Below are 18,642 nucleotides of genomic sequence, written 5' to 3'. Positions count from 1 at the left end.
AAAGGACGACGACGTGAACAATGGAACTGAAGGATCACACGACCCGGCCCGAAAGAGGGAAGCCATGCCTGAAACTGCAGGCGGCACCGCGGCGTCCAGCCACGATGCATTGAACGAAACTGCTGATAAGCCGCGCACCGGCCTCCCGGCCATCTGGTCCGGAGCCTTGGGGAGGGCGAGCATCCGTTCCGTCCAGATCCTGCTGGTGGCGGCCCTGGCCTGGATGATCCTCTGGGGACTGACGAGGGTCCCGCTGGTCATCATTCCGGTCACCATCGCCCTGATCCTGGCTTCCGCCATCTCACCCCTCGTACGCTGGCTGACGGGCCACGCGTGGCCGCGGGCCCTGGCGGTGCTGGCGTCTTTCGTCGCTATCCTCGCCGTGTTCGGCGGCGTCGTCACCGGCGTCGTATTCCTGATCCGGTCCCAGTGGCAGGAGCTATCCCTCCGCGCCCTGGCCGGCGTGGACCAGCTTCACGCCTTCCTGAACAACGGGCCCATCCCGGTCAGTGACGTGCAGATCAACGCCACCCGCGACTCCATCAGGACCTTCTTCACCAGCAGCGCCTTCGGCACCGAGGCCCTCACCGGGCTGCGCGTCGCCGGCGAAATCGGCGCCGGGACGGTCTTACTGGCAGTGATCCTGTTCTTCTTCCTCAAGGACGGCGAAAAGATCCGCGACTTCCTGTTCGGGTTCCTTCCCGCCGACCATCGGGCCAAGGCACACCTGGCCGCGCTGCGCAGCACAGCCGTCCTGGGTGGCTACCTGCGCGGAACGGCCATCGTCGCAGCCATCGACGGGCTGGTCGTCGGCCTCTCCCTGCTGATCCTCCAGGTGCCCCTCGCGCTGCCGCTGGGCGTGTTCGTCTTCATCGGCGGATTCATCCCGATCGTCGGGGCGACGGCGGCTGGAACCCTTGCGGTCGCCGTCGCGCTGATCTCCAGCGGGCCCGTGACGGCACTGATCGTCTTTGCCGTTGTGGTCGGAACGAACCAGCTCGAGCACCATTTCCTCCAACCCGTCCTGATGGGCCGGGTGCTGCGCATCCACGGACTGGCGATCCTGCTGGCACTGGCCGCCGGAACCACGCTGGCGGGCATCATCGGAGCCCTCCTGGCGGTGCCGCTGACCGCCATGGGATGGACCGTGATCAAGACCTGGTCCGGCCGGGATGCCCCGGGCGCAGATCTTGTCGACACGGCGCCTGACGCGGCCTGACCAGGGCCGGAGCCGAGGCGCGGGGCCGGAGCGGGCGCCGGCGCCCTAACCCACGGCCTTCGCGGTCGCGAGTTCCCGTAGCTCCTTCAGGATTTCCAGCTGCTGGCTGTTGATGGCCATCAGAAGCTCAATCTCTTCCTTCGCCTTCACATTCGTGTCGTAGTCGTGCTGGGCCATCGCCGCCGCGATGGCGTCCTGCCGTTTGGCGGCGATGAGCAGGATGGCGCCCTGAAGCCCGGCCAGCATGGAGAGCAGGAGGTTCAGGAGTATGTAGGGATACGGGTCCCAGGCATTCGTCGCCAGGGCCCACGTATTGATGGCCGCCCAGATCATCATGAAGCCGATGAACCCGCCCACGAAGGGCCAGCTTCCCATCCCGTTGCGCATGATGTCGGCGGCGCGCTGGCCCTTGGTCAGCGAGGCTTTGTGCTGGTCGTGCCAGGTCTTCTGTTGATCGGTCATGACCCAGACTAACCGCGGGACAGGGTCAGCCCTGTCCCGCGGCATCATCAGCGGATTTTCAACTTGCGGACTCGGCCGCGCCGGCGAGGCGCAGCCAGGTGTCCACCACGGTGTCGGGGTTCAGCGAGACGGAGTCGATGCCTTCGCCGACCAGCCACTCGGCGAAGTCCGCATGGTCGCTGGGGCCCTGGCCGCAGATGCCCACGTACTTGCCCCGCTCCTTGCAGGCCTTGATGGCCATGCTCAGGAGCTTCTTGACTGCGGGGTTGCGTTCGTCAAAGCTGCCGGCGACGATCGCGGAGTCCCGGTCGAGGCCGAGGGTCAGCTGGGTCATGTCATTGGAGCCGATGGAGAAACCGTCGAAGTAGTCCAGGAACTCGTCGGCCAGCAGCGCGTTGGAGGGCAGTTCGCACATCATGATGACCTCCAGGCCGTTCTCGCCGCGGCGCAGTCCGTTCTCCGCGAGCAGGTCGATGACGCCGCGGGCCTCGTCCAGGGTGCGCACGAAGGGGATCATCAGTTTGACGTTGGTCAGCCCCATCTCGTTGCGGACGTAGGACAGGGCCTCGCACTCGAGGTCGAAGCAGTCCCGGAAGGACGGCTCGAGGTACCGGGAGGCGCCGCGGAAGCCGATCATCGGGTTCTCTTCGTGCGGCTCGTAGGCGGGGCCGCCGAGCAGGTTGGCGTACTCGTTGGACTTGAAGTCGGACATCCGCACGATCACCGGCTGCGGCGCGAACGCCGCGGCGATGGTGGCCACGCCTTCGGCCAGGCGCTTGATGTAGAAGTCGCGCGGGCTGTCGTAGGCGGCAATCAGCTCCCGGATTTCCGCGGCCACGTCCGCCGGCTGCTCGTCCAGGTTCAGGAGCGCCTTGGGGTGGATGCCGATCTGGCGGTTGATGATGAACTCCAGCCGGGCCAGGCCCACGCCGTGGTTGGGCAGCTGCGCGAACGTGAAGGCCTGCTCCGGGGTGCCGACGTTCATCATGACCTTGACCGGGGCCTCGGGCAGCTGCGTGATCTCGGTTTCCTCGACGCTGAAGTCCAGCAGCCCCTCGTAGATCAGGCCGGTCTCGCCTTCGGCGCAGGAGACGGTCACTTCGAGGCCGTCGGACAGGGTGTCGGTGACGTCGCCGGTGCCGACGACGGCGGGAATCCCCAGTTCGCGGGCGATGATCGCCGCGTGGCAGGTCCGGCCGCCGCGGTTGGTGACGATGGCCGAGGCCCGCTTCATGATCGGTTCCCAGTCCGGGTCGGTCATGTCCGCGACGAGGACGTCGCCGGTTTTGAAGGCGGCCATCTGGTCGATGGAGGTGAGGATACGGACGCGGCCGGCGCCGATCCGCTGCCCGATGGCGCGGCCCTCGGCGAGTACCTTGCCGGTCTCGTGCAGCCGGAAGCGGGTCCGCTGGCCGGCGGGCCGGCGGGACTGCACGGTCTCGGGGCGCGCCTGCAGGATGTACAGGCCGCCGTCGATCCCGTCCTTGCCCCATTCGATGTCCATCGGGCGCCCGTAGTGGGTCTCGATGGCGAGGGCGTGGCGGGCGAGCTGCTCGACGTCGTCGTCCGTGAGGCTGAAGCGGTTCCGCAAGGAAGCCTCGACCGGAACGAAGTCAATGGTGTGCCCGATTTCACGGTTGCTCGTGTAGGTCATCTGGAGCGCCTTCTCGCCCAGCCCGCGCTTGAGGATCGCGGGGCGGCCGGCCAGCAGCGCCGGCTTGTACACGTAGAACTCATCAGGGTTGACGGCGCCCTGGACGACGGCCTCGCCGAGGCCGTAGGAGGAGGTGACGAAGACGGCGTCGTTGAAGCCGGATTCGGTGTCCATGGTGAACATGACGCCGGAAGCCCCGACGTCGGACCGCACCATGCGCTGGATTCCGGCCGAGAGCGCCACTTCCGCGTGCTCGAATTTGTGGTGCACCCGGTACGCGATGGCGCGGTCGTTGTACAGGGACGCGAACACGTCCTTGATGGCCACCAGGATGTTGTCGATCCCGCGGACGTTCAGGAACGTTTCCTGCTGCCCGGCGAAGGAGGCATCGGGAAGGTCTTCCGCGGTGGCGCTGGAACGGACGGCCCAGGAGAGGTCCGCGGAGCCCCCGTGCTTGTCCACGAGCTTCTGGTAGGCGTCACGGACCTGCGCTTCGAACCCGGGCAGGAACGGCGTCTCGCGGATCAGGGTACGGATCTCCTGGCCCGCTGCGGCCAGCGCCGTCACGTCGTCGGTGTCCAGGCCGATCAGCCTGCCGACAATCTTCTGGTCCAGGCCCGAGTCGGCCAGGAAACTGCGGTAGGCGTCGGCAGTGGTGGCGAAGCCGTCCGGCACCTGGACTCCGGCGGAGGTCAGGTTCTGCACCATCTCGCCGAGCGAGGCGTTCTTGCCGCCGACCCGGTCCAGGTCCTTGAGTCCGAGTTCTGAGAACCACAGGATGTCTGTCGTCATTTGTTACTGCTCCTTTGCAGAGGATGGCATGCAGGGGCGCGCCCCGCGTGCGGCGATCACCGCTTGGTGGGCACAAGTCCTGTCCACAGTTTCACGTCTGCACCCGTCTTTCCAACATGACGTGCACCACACCGCGCTTGTGAAACTTTTCCCTAATGTTTGAGGTCCATCCGCTGCAGGATGGTGGCAGCCATTTCCTCCACGGACACACTGGCCGAATTCAGGTACGGAATCCCATGGGACACGTACAGGCGCTCGGCGCTGCGCAGCTCAAAACCGCACTGCCGCAGCGACGCGTAGGGCGAGCCGCGGCGGCGCTCGGTGCGGACCTGGCTCAGGCGCAGGGGATTGGTGGTGAGGCCGAAGCATTTCTCCACAAACGGCCGCAGCGGCTTGGGGAGCCCCTCCCGTTCAAAGTCCTCGTCCACCAGCGGGAAGTTCGCCGCGAAGATGCCGTGCTGCAGCGCCAGATACATGGTGGTGGGTGTTTTGCCGCACCGGGACGGTGCCACCAGGATGACCTGGGCCTTTTCCAGGGCGCGCAGGCTCTGGCCGTCGTCGTGCTCCATCGCGTATTCGACGGCGGCCATCCGGGACTGGTAGCGCGCAGCGTTGCCGAGGCCGTGCGCCCGGCCCGGTTCGCCGCTGGCCGGGGTGCCAAAGGCGCTCTCCAGCTGCCCCACGTGCGTCCCGATCAGGTCGACGATGATTCCCGTGCACGTGGCCAGGGTGCGGCGGATGTCACCGCCGACGGCCGTGGAAAAGACGATCGGCTGCAGGCCGCGGGCGGCCCGCCGGTCAATGATGTTCACGACGGCCTGCGCCTGGTCGACGGTGGTGATGAAGGGGATGGTGATGCGGTCGAAATCGTTCGCGGGGAACTGCGTCAGCAAGGTGTTGCCGAGCGTTTCGGCGGTGATGCCCGTACTGTCCGAGAGGAAGTAGACCGGGCGCGGATCGTCATTGGTCATGAACGCATTGTGCACCAACGCGGGCCGCATCCTCCAAGTAGGCACCATTGATTTCTCCCTGTCGCTCCGGTGGAGGCAGTGGTACGTTCAACGCGATGAGGACATGCTCCGGCGGATCCTCCTCAATCCAGCTCCTGATGCAACTTCAGAAAGCAGAGGCAACCATGACAACAGTGATGATCTTCCACGAGGTCGACGATGTTCAGCACTGGCTCGGCTCACCAAAACGCGAAGAAGTCTTCGGGCCTCTGGGCATCACGGTCCGAACATTCGTAGACCCGGCGAAGACCAACCGTGTCGGTTTGATCGTCGACGTCCCCGACATGGATACCTTCCAACAGATGATGGAGTCCGATGTTGCGGCCGAGGCCATGAAATACGACGGCGTCCGCCCGGAAACAATTGTGACGCTTGTCGAATCCTAGACGCACCGGCCAGCGGGCGTTAGGAAAACGTTAAGACATCACCAGGAACGCGCACGGCTACCCTGACTCAGGGTAACTTTCATGGTGCGTCGTCCCTGCAGAGTCCCCCAATGATGCAGGGGCGGCGCCTCTCAACGCGACGGACGCCATGGGGCGACAATGGAACTTGCGTCACGGACAGTTCAATGCAGGTTCCCTCATCAGCGGTAGTCAACAGCTTGGTATCCCGGGAGCCCTGCAATCATGAGGACGAAGGCCGCCGCGGAAGTGACGGCTTTGGGGACGATTTCGGACGCGCGGACAGTCATGGCGTTGATTTCAAGGTATTGGAATCACGAGCCCCATCAGCGAATACGGATCCGGGTGGCGATGAACCGAGTAGTTGTGGGGTATCCGGATCAGGCCCAGCGGGAGGTGACCAAGGCCCGATGCAGGTTGACATGCTGGCCCGGACCGTGTCAGGTCCGGGCCAGCACGAGTTTCCCAGAGCTCTGTTATACGACGCCGCGAAGTGCGTCAGTGGATTTCTGGTCGATGGTCCCAGCTTCATCAACAACAACACCGTAGTGTTACCCCTCGCAGTGCAAGGATCCCCGAAAACGCTATCCACGGATGAAGGGCCCCGCACTCAACAAGACCGGGCGCGGATCGTCATTGGTCATGAACGCATTGTGCACCAACGCGGGCCCTGCGTTCGAATGCCGGGGCGGCGGGGCGGTCGTGAAGCGGAACTTTGCGCCGGGCGGTTGCCGGATCAGGCCGGAACGGGCCGGGGAGTAACAGTCAACTGGATGCGGGCAGTTGCCCCGAGCAATCTGCGGGCCACGTCCGGCACTGGAATCTCACCGCGCCACCGGCGGGGAGTCCCGTCCCGGTCCGTGACCCTATCTGCCTCCTGCGGTTGCCACTCCCTGACCGCCGTCGGGACTGTGCTGGTCCAGGCGGCCCAAACGTGGGCAGACGCGGTGGCATCGCCCGGCTCGACGTCCACGAGCAGGGCATCCTGCCAGTCCTCCGTCTGCTCCAGATGGTCGAAGAGCAAGAACCGGCCGGCATCCTCCCGGATCGACAGCAACCTTAACTTGACGGCGTACCTAAGCGTCGGAACGGGTTCCAGGCCGTTCATGGGCCGGGGCGCCTTGGACGACAGGAAAGTCGTAAACAACGGGGTGGGCGTGTCGATGGAGTCCCGCCCCTGTTTTCGTTCCACCAGGACGGGGCAGTAATGGGCAGCGCTCTGTTCATGCATCAATACAGGCAGGCCCCTGATGGCGAGTCCCACATCCAGTTGAAATTCCATCTGGGCGGATGAGTCCCTGCCGGCGTCGAGGCCCACGAACTGGACTGCGATCTCCAGGTCCCCGAAAAGGAAACGCTGCAGGTTTTGGTACCCCTCCTCGGAATTGACAATGCCGTATCGCCCGCTGTGGCTGCGATGAACGACAGCGCGGTGGGCGTTGCGCACCGCCGCATTCTCGATTTGGACCAGTCCGTCGCTTCGCGCTCCGACGGCTTTGGAGGACAAACCGTGGGCCACGCCATAGTCCTCGGGGTTCGACCCGACCAGACAGAACAACCGGTCCACAGGAAAACCGTCGTCCGGCATCGCGGTACCGGTGAAGCCGGCCGGAGCTGTGGCGTTCGATCCGACCCCTGGCGTGAGGTATTCATACATGCGGTCCGGACCGAACACATCGGATCCGAGGAAGCCTGTCAGGTCACGGACACGCTCTGGGATCCCGAAGCCGACCGCGAACAGGATGCCGCCGTGAGGGGTTGCATAGGTGAAGAATCGGGCCACGTACTCAGCGCCAGCGGCAGGATTGATGGTTCCGTCGTCGGCGGCGGTGCTTTCAGGAATTATCCGTTGGATTGCCGCACGGCAGATAAGCCCGCCCATGGAATGTGCCACCAGGAATACCTTCGGCGCTCCGGTCTTCAAGAGCACTAGCTTGATCATCATGAACAGATCGCGGGCAGCTCCCTCCAAAGAGAAGTCGGCCGGTCTCTCCCCGAAGGTGGAGGCTGACTCGTCATAGAAACGATGGATCCATATGGTGGCAGAGTCGACCGACCCTGCCCGGGCCTGGTGCAGGAAGGCTCTCTGGTCTCCATAGACTGGAACCTGGTACGCATGGTCCGTCACCAGGCGAAGCATCGGTGATTCAAACTGGAGGAACTGCGGACGCCCCGAACGGTTCGCGCGGACGTGGACCGAACCCTGGCTGAAGCCGTAGAAGGGATCATCGACCGCAACGTCTTTTTCTGCCCCGCTTCCGGCATAGCCCCGGACATAGATGATCGGCAGCCGGCCATCGTTTCCGTAGGTCATCGAAGGGGCCCCTCTGAACGTCGATTTTTCCTTCACACCGTTACCGCGGACGCCGGTTGAATGAACCGGGATGTACCGGACTGCCTGTACCCTGCCAGGTCCGAACCTGGCGGGGCACAGGCCCAAGTTTGCTCCGAGGCAGCCAATGTATCAAGGTCCCGGCCGCATCCTGCGCGGGCCTTCTGGAAGGGCCAGCGCCGGGCTCACGGCGCGGGCACAATCGGCACGTCCCGGAACTTCCCGGTGGTCACTTCCGTGACCACCGCCTCCTGGTTGGATGTAGTCAACTGAAAAGCCACTGCCAGGGAATCATTCGCCGTCACGCGCAGCGAGACCGCGTCCTCAGGACGAGGCGCCGAGGCTCAACGCGGCCCTCGGCGATGTCTCGGCGTAGGCTCGGGCGCCGTCGACCCAGGTCTCCAGGACGGCGATCCTGGAGATGTCCCCCGCCGCCACGGCCAGTGGGTCGGCGCTGAGCACCACAAAGTCCGCGCGCTTGCCGGGGGAGATGCTGCCCAGCTCGTCCTCGCGGCCCAGGGCCCGGGCGCCGTTGATCGTGTGGGCGGCCAGGGCCTCTTCCGCCGTGATCCGCAGATTTTCCGCCCCCAGCCGGTGGCCCTGCCGGGTCACCCGCGTCACCGCCGCCTGGATGGCCTCGAGCGGCTTGGGCTCGGCCACGGGCGCGTCGGAGCTGAGCGTGACCGGCACGCCGGCCGCCACAAACTCGCCAAGCGGGTTGAAGCGTTCGCCGGGGGTGCCGATCGCCGCGGTCACGCCTTCGCCCCAGTTGAAGTAGTGCTGCGGCTGGTTGACGGGGTAGACGCCCAGCTCCTTCATCCGCACAATCTGCTCCGGGCTGGGCAGGCCGCAATGCTCGATCCGGTGCCGGGCGTCCGAATCGGGGGAGGCAGCCTGCGCGGCCTCGATCGCATCCAGAACCATGCCGATCGCGGTGGGGGACTGCGCATGCGTGGCCGTCTGTAGGCCCACCGAATGCGCCCGCATGATGAGTCCGCTGTAGTCGCTCGGCTCATGGTAGAGCTGGCCCGTGCGGCACGGGTCACCCACATAGCCGTCGGGGAAATACGCCGTCCAGCCGCCAAGAGTCCCGTCGGCGTAGAATTTGATGCCGCCCACGGCCAGGTGGGAGTTGCCGAAGGCGCCCTGGATGCCGATCTCGATGGCCTGCTCGAGCAGGTGGGACAGCAGGTACATGCTGACCCGGGTCTTGAGCTCGTTCCGGGCGGACAGACGCAGGTACATGTCCAGCTCGCGCCGGGTCACCTGGCAGTCGCCGATACTCGTGACGCCGCCCTGCAGGAACTTCTCCTGGGCCGCGCGCAGCTGGCGCAGGTGCTCCTCGGGCTCGTCCTCGAGGTGGAAGTTCGGGCCGTGGTGGCCCACCTTGACGCCGTTGATACCCGTCAAAATGTTGCAGGCCGCGTCCGAGAGCTCACCCGTGAGCTCGCCGTCGGCGTCCCGGAAGAACTCGCCGCCCGCGGGGTTGGGGGTGTCCCTGTCCACGCCATGCAGGGCGAGCGTGTAGTTGTTCACGACGCCGCCGTGCCCGCTGGCGTTCATGAGATAGACCTCGCGGTCCGTGGCGACCTGGTCCAGTTCCTCCTTGCGCGGGTGCCGGCCCTCCGCCAGGTTCCTGTGCTCGTAGCCGTAGCCGCGCACGGGGGTGGTGCCGGGCAGACGCTCAGCGGCCTCGCGGAGCAGAGCCACGATCTCGGGGATCGTGGCCGCCTTCGCCGGTCCGCAGTCCACCCAGCTCATCATCTGCCCGTACATGAGCGGGTGGGCGTGCGGGTCGATGAAGCCCGGAACCACCACCTTGCCCGCCAGGCTCACTACGGCGGGTTCGGCCGGGCACCGCCGGCGGGCCTGGGCGCGGCATTCGGCCTCGGTGCCGACCGCAGCCACATGCGAGCCGTGGACCAGGAACGCCTCGGCGCGGCCCAGCTGCGGGTCCAGGGTGTGGACCGTGGCGCCCGTGAAAATGGTGCTGACGGCATCCAGCGGGGATGCTTCCAGATGGTGAAGCTTGCGCATGTTGTTGACCTCGCTTTGCAGGGGTGGCTGAGGCTAGCGGCGGATGCCGGCCGGCATGTCGGGGGCGGTGGCGACGATGACGCTGACGCCGTCGTGCCCGTAACTTTCCTTCAGGGCCCGGCCGAAGGCCTCGGGGTCCTCGACCCGCGAGGAGCGGGCGCCGAAACCCTCGGCGATCTTGACGTGGTCGACGGCGGTGACGTCCGTGTCGATCCGGGTCGCGTTGGCGCGGTCGAAGGAGTCCCGGATTTCGCCGTAGCCGGCGTTGTCCCACAGGACCACGGTCAGCTGGGACCTGCGGTCCACGGCGCTGGCCAGTTCAGTCAGCGTGAAGAGGGAGCCGCCGTCGCCTGCGATGGCGAGCACGTACTTGTCGGGTGCCGCGATCCGGGCGCCGACGGCCATCGGGATGGCCGCACCCAGGGTGCCCAGCCCGTAGCTGGCGATCCAGGTGCCGGGAGTGGAATGCGGCAGGTACTGCTGGGCCGTGTAGGCCAGCTGGGTGGAGTCCAGCACGGTGATCGTGTCCGGCGGCGTCTCCTCGGCCAGGGCGTCCAGCCAGGGCATGTGCACCCGGGAGGCGTCGACCCATTCGATCGCCGAGCGCATGGCGGCTGCCCGCGCGGCGCCGTCGTGGGCGGCGGGCGGCAGGTCCGCCGTCGCGTCGAGCAGCGCGGCCAGCACGGTCTCGGCGCGCCCGGCCAGTCCCGCCGCGGCGGCGAAGGGGACGTTGAGCTGGGCGGGGTCCACGTCGATGCGGATGATGCGGCCCCCGATGCGGACGGGGCTGCCCGTGTAGATGGTCTCGGTCTCGGAGAATTCGGTGCCGATCGCGACGACGACGTCGGCCGCGTGCAGTTCCGCCTGCGTCCCGGAGAAGGGCAGCTGGTTGGAGGCGGAGAGCGGGTGGTCCGCGGGGATGATGCCTTTGGCGTTGGTGGTGGCGATGACAGGGGCGTCGAAGCGTTCGGCCAGCCGGATCAGTTGCTCGGAGGCGAGCAGGGCGCCGCCGCCGGCGAGGATGACGGGCCGCGAGGCCGTGCGCAGCAGCTCGGCGGCCTCGCGAAGCTGCGCCGTGGTCCAGCCCTGCGCCGGAGCGGGCAGGGACACCGGCTCGATCGTCCCGACCTCCTTGTCGAGGATGTCAATGGGGATCGCGATGTGCGCCGGGCGCGGCCGCCCGGTCCGGAAGCCCTGCCAGATTTCGGCCAGCACCTGGGCGTACTGCTCCGGATCCGTCACGGTCACGGAGGGGGACGTCAGCTTGCCCACGAGCCCGGCCTGGTCCGGGATGTCATGCAGCGGGCCGCGGTTCCGGCCCAGCAGTGCCGTCTCGGTCGTGGAGGCGAGGACCAGCATCGGCACGGAATCGTGCCAGGCCTGGGCCATGGGGGTCAGCGCGTTCAGCACACCGGGGCCGGAGATGAGCAGGCAGACGCCGGGCTTGCCGCTGACGCGGGCGTAGCCGTCCGCCATGAAACCGGACCCCTGCTCGTGCCGGGCCGGGATGGAGCGGATTCCGGTCTCGTCGAGTCCGCGGTACAACTCGATCGTATGGACCCCGGGGATCCCGAAGACCGTGTCGACGTCGTAGTGCTCGAGGAGTTTGACTGCTGCCTGGCCGAATTTCATGTCGCCTTCTCCGCGTTCAGTTCAGTGGTGGTTCCGGGGCGTGTTTGCATGCGCTGAAGCTGCCTGGGAGCCCTGTGGGGCATGGCGGCGTGAACAGTTCGCACCCCTGGCTGCCGGCGGGACGCCGTCCGGGATGGCTAGTGGACGTGGCTGAGGAACTTCTTGGTCCGCTCGTGTTGCGGGTTGCCGAAGAACTGTTCCGGGGCGGACTGCTCGATGATGTAGCCGCCGTCGAACATGACCACCTCGGAGGCCACACGCTGGGCGAACTTGACCTCGTGCGTGACCACGACCATCGTCATGCCTTCGCGGGCCAGGCTCTCCATGACCTCCAGGACCTCGCCCACCAGTTCGGGGTCCAGGGCCGAGGTCGGCTCGTCGAAGAGCAGGACCTTCGGGTTCATGACCAGGGCCCGGGCGATCGCCACGCGCTGCTGCTGTCCGCCGGAGAGCTCCGAGGGGAAGGCGTGCGCCCGATCGGCGAGGCCCACGCGGGCCAGCATCTCGTGCGCGATCGTTTCGGCTTCCTTCTTGTGCGTCTTGCGGACGGTGGTCATGCCGACCATGACGTTATGCAGCGCGTTCAGGTGCGGAAACAGGTTGAACTTCTGGAACACCATGCCGATGTCGACGCGTTGGTGCGCCATGGCGCGTTCGGAGAGCGGCACAAAATCGCCTCTGCGTTCCGCCACCCCGATGCGCTTGGACTCCAGGTAGATCTCGCCGTCGTCGGCGGTCTCGAGCAGGGCCATCAGACGGAGCATGGTGGACTTGCCGGAGCCCGAGGGGCCCAGAACCGCCTTGACCTGGCCGCGCTGGATCTCGAAATCGACGCCCTTAAGGACAGGATTGTGGCCGTAGCTTTTCTGCAGGTTCTTGACCCGCAGGATCGGCTGACCTGCAGCTTCACTCACAATATGACCTCTTCCTTCTCCGGGCGTGTCCGGATGACCTTGGCCGCCTTGGTGGTCCACCGGAATTTCCGCTCGAAGTAGCTCTGCAGGATCATCAGGATCGAGACGATGACGAGGTAGTAGATGATGGCGGCCGCGTAGTACTCGGCGTAGCGGAATGTCACCGAGACGCCCACTTGCGCCGTAGTGAGCAGTTCCCGCAGCGAGATGACACTGGCCAGGGACGTGTACTTGACCAGGCCGATGAACTCGTTGCCCGTCGGCGGGATCGCGATGCGGGTGGCCTGGGGAATGATGACCTTGAGCATGACCTGGGCCGGCGTCATGCCCAGTGCGCGGGCGGCCAGGGGCTGTCCCTCATCGACGCTCAGCAGCGCCGAGCGAAGGATTTCCGCCATGTATGCGCCCTCCACAACGGACAGTGCGATGAGGGCCGCCAGGAAGGGTGTGTACCAGCTTTCCGTCAGGGCCGGAATGAGCTGCGGGCCCGCATTCCAGACGATCAGCAGCACCAGCAGGGTGGGAATTGCCCGGAAGAACCAGACATAGGAGCCGGAGATGCCCCGGGCCGTCTTGTTCTTGCTGATGCGGCCCACCGCGAGGGCGAAGCCGATCAGGATGGCCAGGATCTGGGAGAGCGCGGCCAGGCCCAGGGCGATGCCGGCGCCCTGCACGTACTCCAGGGAGAAGAGTTGCGCCCAGAAGATGGCCGGATCAAATTGCATGGCGTCCCACCATCGACGTTGCCATTCGGCCTAGCCCTTGACCAGTTTGTCTGGGTTGAGGCCGTACTTCTTGGCGAGCTCGGCAAGCGTCCCCTTGCTGATGAGCGCCTTGACGGCCTTGGCCACCGGCTCGCTGAGCGGGCCGCCCTTGATCGTGAAGACACCGAACGTCGTGTCGGTCGGGAAGATCCCCTCCACGGGGGCCAGCGCGCCGTTGCTCTTGGCCACGATGTCCGCTATCGCGACGTCGGTTTCCACCAGGGCGTCGGCCTTGCCATTGGTGACGGCCAGGACCGTCTCGGTGACCTTGGGGTATTCGGCGACGTTGATGTTGCCCTTGCCGCCCTGCACGCACTTCTCGCCCAGCGCCCGGACGGTGGCGGCGTTGGCCCCGCCGTTCTGGGCCGCGACGGTCTTGCCGCAGAGGTCGTCTGCAACCTTGATGCTGTCCTTGTTCTTGGCGGCGACGATGATGCCGGGGCCGGTGTTGAGGTACTTGGCGCCGTCGGCAACCTGCAGGCGGGGCTCGCTCGTGTAGAGGCCGGACCACATGACGTCGCAGCGTTTGGCCTGCAGGGCGGGCATGAGACCGTCGAAGGCGGCCTGCTGGAAGGTCGGGGTGAGGCCCCAGTAGGACGCGAGGGCGCGGGCGCCGTCGGCGTCGAAGCCGATGATGTCTCCGCTGGTTCCGTTGCTGAAGTACTCCAGCGGGGCGTATTCGGGGTCGATGCAGATCTTCAGCTGGCCGGCGGTGATGAGCCCGCTCGGCGCGGCCTCGACCGCGGCAGCCGTCGAGGCGGTGCTGGCGGGACTGGATCCGCCTCCGCAGGCGGAGAGGGACAGCGCGAGGATTGCTGTGCCGAGGAGGCTGGCAGTTTTCTTCAAGGCCATCTCACTTTCGATTTCGTGGTGCAGATCACACCGGGAGGGGATGAGATGACCGTAGTCCCAAGCACTGGCCGTGGCAAGCAATCGAATTGTTACATTGCCGACTTGGTGATTCTTTTGCTGGGACGCCCGACATAAATGTGACTCTTGAGCCTGAATTTCTCGGTTGCTTCTCGTTTTTCGTCAGTTCGAGCGAGATAAGATTCTTCAAGGTTGTTCCGCTCGCGGTTCCGAAGGGTACGCCATGGTCGACATCGACGAACAGATCTTCTCCCTGCTGCAGGACGACGGGCGTGCCAGTTACTCCGCCATGGCCCAAAAAATCGGGGTATCGCGGGCCGCGATCACGGCCCGGGTCGATGCGCTCATGGCGGATGGATCACTTCGCGTCGTCTCCGCAACCCACCCCGACTTCCTGGGCCTTCACTCCATCTCGCACGTGTCGATCCAGACAGACGGACCCTCGGACCCTGTCGTTGAGGCGCTTTCCTCCTGGCCGGCCGTTGTGCTGGTGTTGGGGGTGGGCGGCATCCACAACCTCGTGGTCGAAATCCGGCTCCCCAACCAGGTGGACCTCTATGCCACGATCGGGCGGATCCGCTCCCTGCCCGGGGTCTTGACCGTGAACACCCTGGTCTATGTGGACGTGGTCAGGGGCATCTTCATGCCGCGGCATGCGCTGCCGGAGAACGTGAGGGTCGACGACGCCGATCTGCAACTGATGCGCCGGCTCGAGCAGGACGGCCGCATGAGCTACAAGGATCTGGCTCCGCTCCTGGGGCTTTCTCCCAGCGCGGTGCGGAACCGGGTCAACTACCTGCTCGACAACCACGTGATCCGCATCGGGGCCGCGCACAACCGGCGGGGCCGAACCCGCAACGTCGCGACGGGGCTGGGCGTGAACCTGCGGGGCGACGGGGCCTCCGTGGTTGATGTCATGGCCACCCTGCCGGGCATCGAGTTCCTGGCCCGCACGATCGGCCGGTTCGATCTGGTCGCCACGCTGGCCGCTGACTCAGCGGCGACCCTCCGGCATCTCATCGACCGGCTCAGGGAGGTTGACGATGTGGTCAAGATCGAGTCCTGGATGCATCTTGAGGTCTTCAAGGAGAAGTACGAATGGCCCGTCCCTGACGCAGCCAGGCCCTTCCCGCCCCCGTCGAACGGCGCCGGCCGGCGCCCCTGAGCCGCCCACCGCCAAGGATGGGGATATCGAAGCCCGGGAATATTTTGGTGCTATGCCGGAGGTACGAACATGAGAGAGGGGGTGTATCGGGCCCCTGTTCGTCGTAGACTTCGGCCATAGGCGTGGTGTCGATACATAGGGGAAAGCATGGCTTACAGCGGAACTGGCAACGAGAAAGCTGTGCTCGCGAGCGACTTGAATCGGGGTCACATCGGGCACACAATCAGCTTCGAGCCTGATGAATTCACAGTCGTCTTCGGCCGCATCAGTGCCATCGCACGCAAGGAAGGCGGAGTGACCATCGCCTTGGACGGTGTCGTCGGCACAGGAGGGTTCCAGGCCAACTACAGCTTGCCGCCGACCCAGAACGTCTACGTGCAGCCGGACATGCTGACCAACACGGAATCGACTATCAAGGATTTGTTCGGCAAGGTTCAGGACAACCTGCGCGGCCATAAGGGCGACACGTCGTCAGAGCAGTAGCGCGTCCGGCCTCGGCTCGGTCGGGATGCTGCCGCGCAAAGGCCATTTAGGCAAAGCAAAGGCCCTGCTTCCCTTGTAAACAAAGGGAAGCAGGGCCTTTCTGTTCCGCGGTGACGGTGGGATTTGAACCCACGTTGGCTTTGACACCAAACAACATTTCGAGTGTTGCACCTTCGGCCGCTCGGACACGTCACCAACCTGTATAGGGTACCGGAGCATGGCCCCCATCCCCAAAACGGCCCCGAAACACCCGCTCCCGGCGACCCGCCCTGAGCGGACCCGGCGGCCCTCCCGGGCCCGCGCCCCCTTCCCGCGCACCGTCATGGGCGCTAGATTCATCAGCAAGATGATCATTCCCGGAGAGCCCACCGCAGCAACCGCCTATTGGACCGTCGGCCCCGAAAAGGGCGAGCTCCGGCGCGAGGACCTGCCCGCCCCCGGACCGGGCGAGGCCCTCGTGCGGACCCTCTACTCCGGCATCAGCAAGGGCACCGAACTCGTGGTGTACAACGCCCGCGTGCCGGCATGCGTGGCCGGGGAAATGGCCGCGCCGCACCAGGAGGGCACCTTCCCCTCGCCCGTGAAATTCGGCTACCTCTCCGTCGGCATCGTGGAGGAGGGCCCGGGGGACTGGCCCGGCAAGACGGTCTTCTGCCTGTACCCGCACCAGGACCGCTACATCGTCCCGGTGGAGTCCCTCACCGTGGTCCCCGACGACGTCCCGGCCCGCCGCGCCGTGCTCACCGGCACCGTCGAAACCGCCGTCAACGGGCTCTGGGAAGCCGGCCCGCGGCTGGGCGACCGCGTCGCCGTGATCGGCGCCGGACTCGTCGGCGGCATGGTGGCCAAGCTCCTGGGCGCCTTTCCGCTGGCCCGCCTCCAGCTGGTCGACGTCGACCCGGCCAAGCGCGCGTTCGCCGAGGCTCTCGGCGTCGAGTTCTGCCACCCCGACGACGCCCTGCCGGACTGCGACATCGTGATCCACTGCTCCGCCTCGCAGGAGGGCCTCGAGCGGAGCCTGCAGCTGGCCGGTGATGAGGGCGACGTGATCGAGATGTCCTGGTACGCGGACCGCAAGGTCACCCTGCCGCTGGGGGAGGACTTCCACGCCCGCCGGCTCTCCGTCCGCGCCAGCCAGGTGGGGGTGGTGGCCCGGGCCCGCCGGCACCGCCGCACCGCCGCGGACCGGCTCAGGCTCGCCGTGGCCCTGCTGAACGATCCCGTGTTCGACGTCTTCCTCACCGGGGCCTCCCCGTTCGACGAGCTGCCCGGCGTCGTCCAGCAGCTGTCCGACGGCGCGCTGGGCGCGCTCTGCCACGTCATTGAATACCCCGTCATCGAATACCCATCGACCGAAACCACGAGGTAAGACCGTGTTCAGCCTGACTGTCCGCAGCCATTTCATGATCGCCCACAGCCTGCCCGGTGAGGTGTTCGGCCCAGCCCAGGGCCTGCACGGGGCGACCTTCGTCGCGGAGGTGTCCTTCCGCCGTCGTGCGCTCAATGACGACTCGATTGTCCTGGACATCGGCGAGGCCGGGAAGGTGCTGGAGTCGGTCCTGGCGGGGCTGAACTACAAGAACCTCGACGAGCACCCCGATTTCGCCGGCAAACTGAGCACCACCGAGGCCCTGGCCCGGTACATCGCCGACGCCGTGGCGGCGCAGATCCGCCCCGGCCCGGACGGAGGCGGGCTGGCGGGCCTGGACGTCACCCTGCGCGAGACACCGGACGCCTGGGCCGGCTACTCGCTCGATTTCGACGCCAGCTAGGAACCCGGTGAAGCCGCCCGGCCCCCGCATCCGCCTGGTGGTGCCCGGCAACGTGCGCCACAACTCCGGCGGCAACGTCTACAACGCCGCCCTGGCCCGGGAGCTGGCCGCCGCCGGCGCCGACGTGGAGACCTGCCCGCTCGACGGCGGCTGGCCGGTCGGCAGCGCCGGGGACCGGCGGCGGCTGGCAGCCCTGCTGCGTGCCCCCGCCGGCGGGGAGGACCAGATAGGGGACCAGACGGGGGAGGAGATAGTCCTCGTGGACGGGCTGCTCGCCTGCGGGGCGCCGGACGCGCTGGAAAGGGCCGCGGCCGCCGGCCGGCCAGTCTGGATCCTGCTGCACATGCCCCTGGGCCCGCATCCGGAGCTGGAACGCCGTGCCCTGCACGCCGCGGCCGGGGTCATATGCACCAGCAGCTCCGCCGCGGCAGCCATCCGGGCGAGGCATGGGTTCGACCTGGCCAAGGTGGCGTTGCCGGGCACCGACGCCGCCCCGCGGGCCGCGGGCTCGCAGCCCCCGCACCTCATCGCCGCCGCCGCTTTGCTGCCGAACAAGGACCAGTCGCTGCTGATCGCCGCGCTCGCCCGGCTCACCGAACTGCCCTGGACCGCCTCCCTCCCCGGCTCCGACACTGCAGACCCCGGCTACGCCGCCCGGCTCCGGGACACCGTGGAGCGCCTGGGGCTGCGGCACCGCATCATCATTCCCGGCGAGCTGCGCGGCGCCGCGTTGGACGCCGAATGGGCTGCGGCCGACCTCAGCCTGCTCGTCTCCCGCGCCGAGACCTACGGACTGGTGGTCACCGAATCGCTCGCCCGCGGCATCCCGGTGGTGGTGCGCGAGGGCACGGGCGCCGTCGAGGCGCTCGCCGCCGGCGGGGAAACAGAACCCGTGCCGGGCACCCCCGTCGCCCTCGCGGCAGACCCGGCCCCGCTGGCCGACGTGCTGCGCCGCTGGCTCACCGATCCCGGGCTCCAGGCGCGCTGGCGGGACGCCGCCGTGGCCGCGCGGGACCGGCTGCCCGGCTGGGACGCCACGGCCCGGGCGGTGCTGGCGGTCCTCGGGGCGGACGTGCCGGACGGCAGGCCTGGCCGGGTTCGTTCCGCTGGCGGGCAAGCTGTTGGAGAATGA

General features: G+C 66.8%; 16 protein-coding genes and 1 tRNA gene. 7 read left to right on the top strand and 10 right to left on the bottom strand.

Going from position 1 to position 18,642, the window contains the following annotated elements; all coding sequences use genetic code 11:
* Positions 1 to 64: 64 nt before the first annotated feature.
* Complete coding sequence (locus ACQCSZ_RS17670) at positions 65 to 1,219, top strand: AI-2E family transporter (protein WP_427004989.1); 1,155 nt, start codon at positions 65 to 67, stop codon at positions 1,217 to 1,219.
* A 45-nt stretch (positions 1,220 to 1,264) separates the two neighbouring features.
* On the opposite strand, the gene ACQCSZ_RS17665 is transcribed toward ACQCSZ_RS17670, so the two are convergent.
* The 3 genes from ACQCSZ_RS17665 to ACQCSZ_RS17655 all read right to left on the bottom strand — a co-directional run bounded on the left by ACQCSZ_RS17665 (position 1,265) and on the right by ACQCSZ_RS17655 (position 5,098).
* The gene (locus tag ACQCSZ_RS17665) at positions 1,265 to 1,681 is read right to left on the bottom strand and encodes a DUF1003 domain-containing protein (RefSeq protein WP_427004988.1); all 417 of its coding nucleotides are present in this window, start codon (positions 1,679 to 1,681) and stop codon (positions 1,265 to 1,267) included.
* 58 nt (positions 1,682 to 1,739) lie between these two features.
* A complete protein-coding gene (ppsA, locus tag ACQCSZ_RS17660) occupies positions 1,740 to 4,127 on the bottom strand; it encodes a phosphoenolpyruvate synthase (protein ID WP_427004987.1) in 2,388 nt (795 codons plus the stop codon).
* A gap of 152 nt (positions 4,128 to 4,279) precedes the next feature.
* A complete protein-coding gene (locus ACQCSZ_RS17655) occupies positions 4,280 to 5,098 on the bottom strand; it encodes a pyruvate, water dikinase regulatory protein (protein ID WP_427004986.1) in 819 nt (272 codons plus the stop codon).
* Between the two features lie 164 nt (positions 5,099 to 5,262).
* Here ACQCSZ_RS17655 and ACQCSZ_RS17650 point away from each other — a divergent pair, with 164 nt between their 5' ends.
* Positions 5,263 to 5,523, top strand: a complete 261-nt coding sequence (locus tag ACQCSZ_RS17650) for a hypothetical protein (RefSeq protein ID WP_427004985.1) — start codon at positions 5,263 to 5,265, stop codon at positions 5,521 to 5,523.
* Between the two features lie 754 nt (positions 5,524 to 6,277).
* On the opposite strand, the gene ACQCSZ_RS17645 is transcribed toward ACQCSZ_RS17650, so the two are convergent.
* The 6 genes from ACQCSZ_RS17645 to ACQCSZ_RS17620 form a co-directional block, all read right to left on the bottom strand.
* On the bottom strand, positions 6,278 to 7,855 hold the full coding sequence (locus ACQCSZ_RS17645) for an esterase/lipase family protein (RefSeq protein WP_427004984.1): 1,578 nt from the start codon (positions 7,853 to 7,855) through the stop codon (positions 6,278 to 6,280).
* Positions 7,856 to 8,197: 342 nt separating this feature from the next.
* The gene (locus ACQCSZ_RS17640) at positions 8,198 to 9,910 is read right to left on the bottom strand and encodes an amidohydrolase (RefSeq protein ID WP_427004983.1); all 1,713 of its coding nucleotides are present in this window, start codon (positions 9,908 to 9,910) and stop codon (positions 8,198 to 8,200) included.
* Positions 9,911 to 9,943: 33 nt separating this feature from the next.
* Positions 9,944 to 11,542: a 5-guanidino-2-oxopentanoate decarboxylase gene (locus tag ACQCSZ_RS17635; protein ID WP_427004982.1), complete on the bottom strand. Its 1,599-nt coding sequence runs from the start codon at positions 11,540 to 11,542 to the stop codon at positions 9,944 to 9,946.
* 137 nt (positions 11,543 to 11,679) lie between these two features.
* A complete protein-coding gene (locus tag ACQCSZ_RS17630; RefSeq protein ID WP_427004981.1) occupies positions 11,680 to 12,456 on the bottom strand; it encodes an amino acid ABC transporter ATP-binding protein in 777 nt (258 codons plus the stop codon).
* Positions 12,453 to 13,181 carry an amino acid ABC transporter permease gene (locus tag ACQCSZ_RS17625; RefSeq protein ID WP_427004980.1) on the bottom strand — a complete coding sequence of 243 codons (729 nt, stop codon included), beginning with the start codon at positions 13,179 to 13,181 and terminating at the stop codon, positions 12,453 to 12,455. The genes ACQCSZ_RS17630 and ACQCSZ_RS17625 overlap by 4 nt, the downstream gene beginning before the upstream one ends.
* Before the next feature lie 30 nt (positions 13,182 to 13,211).
* The gene (locus tag ACQCSZ_RS17620) at positions 13,212 to 14,066 is read right to left on the bottom strand and encodes a transporter substrate-binding domain-containing protein (protein WP_427004979.1); all 855 of its coding nucleotides are present in this window, start codon (positions 14,064 to 14,066) and stop codon (positions 13,212 to 13,214) included.
* 247 nt (positions 14,067 to 14,313) lie between these two features.
* Here ACQCSZ_RS17620 and ACQCSZ_RS17615 point away from each other — a divergent pair, with 247 nt between their 5' ends.
* Positions 14,314 to 15,255, top strand: coding sequence for an Lrp/AsnC family transcriptional regulator (locus ACQCSZ_RS17615; RefSeq protein WP_427004978.1), 942 nt, complete (start codon positions 14,314 to 14,316; stop codon positions 15,253 to 15,255).
* 147 nt (positions 15,256 to 15,402) lie between these two features.
* Positions 15,403 to 15,738 (top strand): hypothetical protein, encoded by a 336-nt coding sequence (locus ACQCSZ_RS17610; protein WP_427004977.1) that lies wholly within the window; start codon positions 15,403 to 15,405, stop codon positions 15,736 to 15,738.
* Positions 15,739 to 15,846: 108 nt separating this feature from the next.
* Here ACQCSZ_RS17610 and ACQCSZ_RS17605 read toward each other — a convergent pair.
* Positions 15,847 to 15,933: transfer RNA gene (locus ACQCSZ_RS17605), tRNA-Ser, on the bottom strand.
* 151 nt (positions 15,934 to 16,084) lie between these two features.
* On the opposite strand from ACQCSZ_RS17605, the gene ACQCSZ_RS17600 reads away from it, so the two are divergent.
* From ACQCSZ_RS17600 to ACQCSZ_RS17590, 3 genes are read left to right on the top strand one after another with little or no spacing between them, the layout of a single operon-like run.
* Entirely contained in the window at positions 16,085 to 17,107 is a 1,023-nt protein-coding gene (locus tag ACQCSZ_RS17600; RefSeq protein ID WP_427008374.1) for a dehydrogenase, read from the top strand.
* A gap of 4 nt (positions 17,108 to 17,111) precedes the next feature.
* Entirely contained in the window at positions 17,112 to 17,510 is a 399-nt protein-coding gene (locus ACQCSZ_RS17595; protein WP_211878867.1) for a 6-pyruvoyl trahydropterin synthase family protein, read from the top strand.
* A 7-nt stretch (positions 17,511 to 17,517) separates the two neighbouring features.
* Positions 17,518 to 18,642, top strand: coding sequence for a glycosyltransferase (locus ACQCSZ_RS17590; protein WP_427004976.1), 1,125 nt, complete (start codon positions 17,518 to 17,520; stop codon positions 18,640 to 18,642).

It is taken from the genome of Pseudarthrobacter sp. H2, from assembly GCF_050157045.1.
GTDB lineage: Bacteria > Actinomycetota > Actinomycetes > Actinomycetales > Micrococcaceae > Arthrobacter.
Note: the sequence above shows the minus strand (reverse complement) of the source record. Positions and strands in the feature narration are given on the sequence as shown.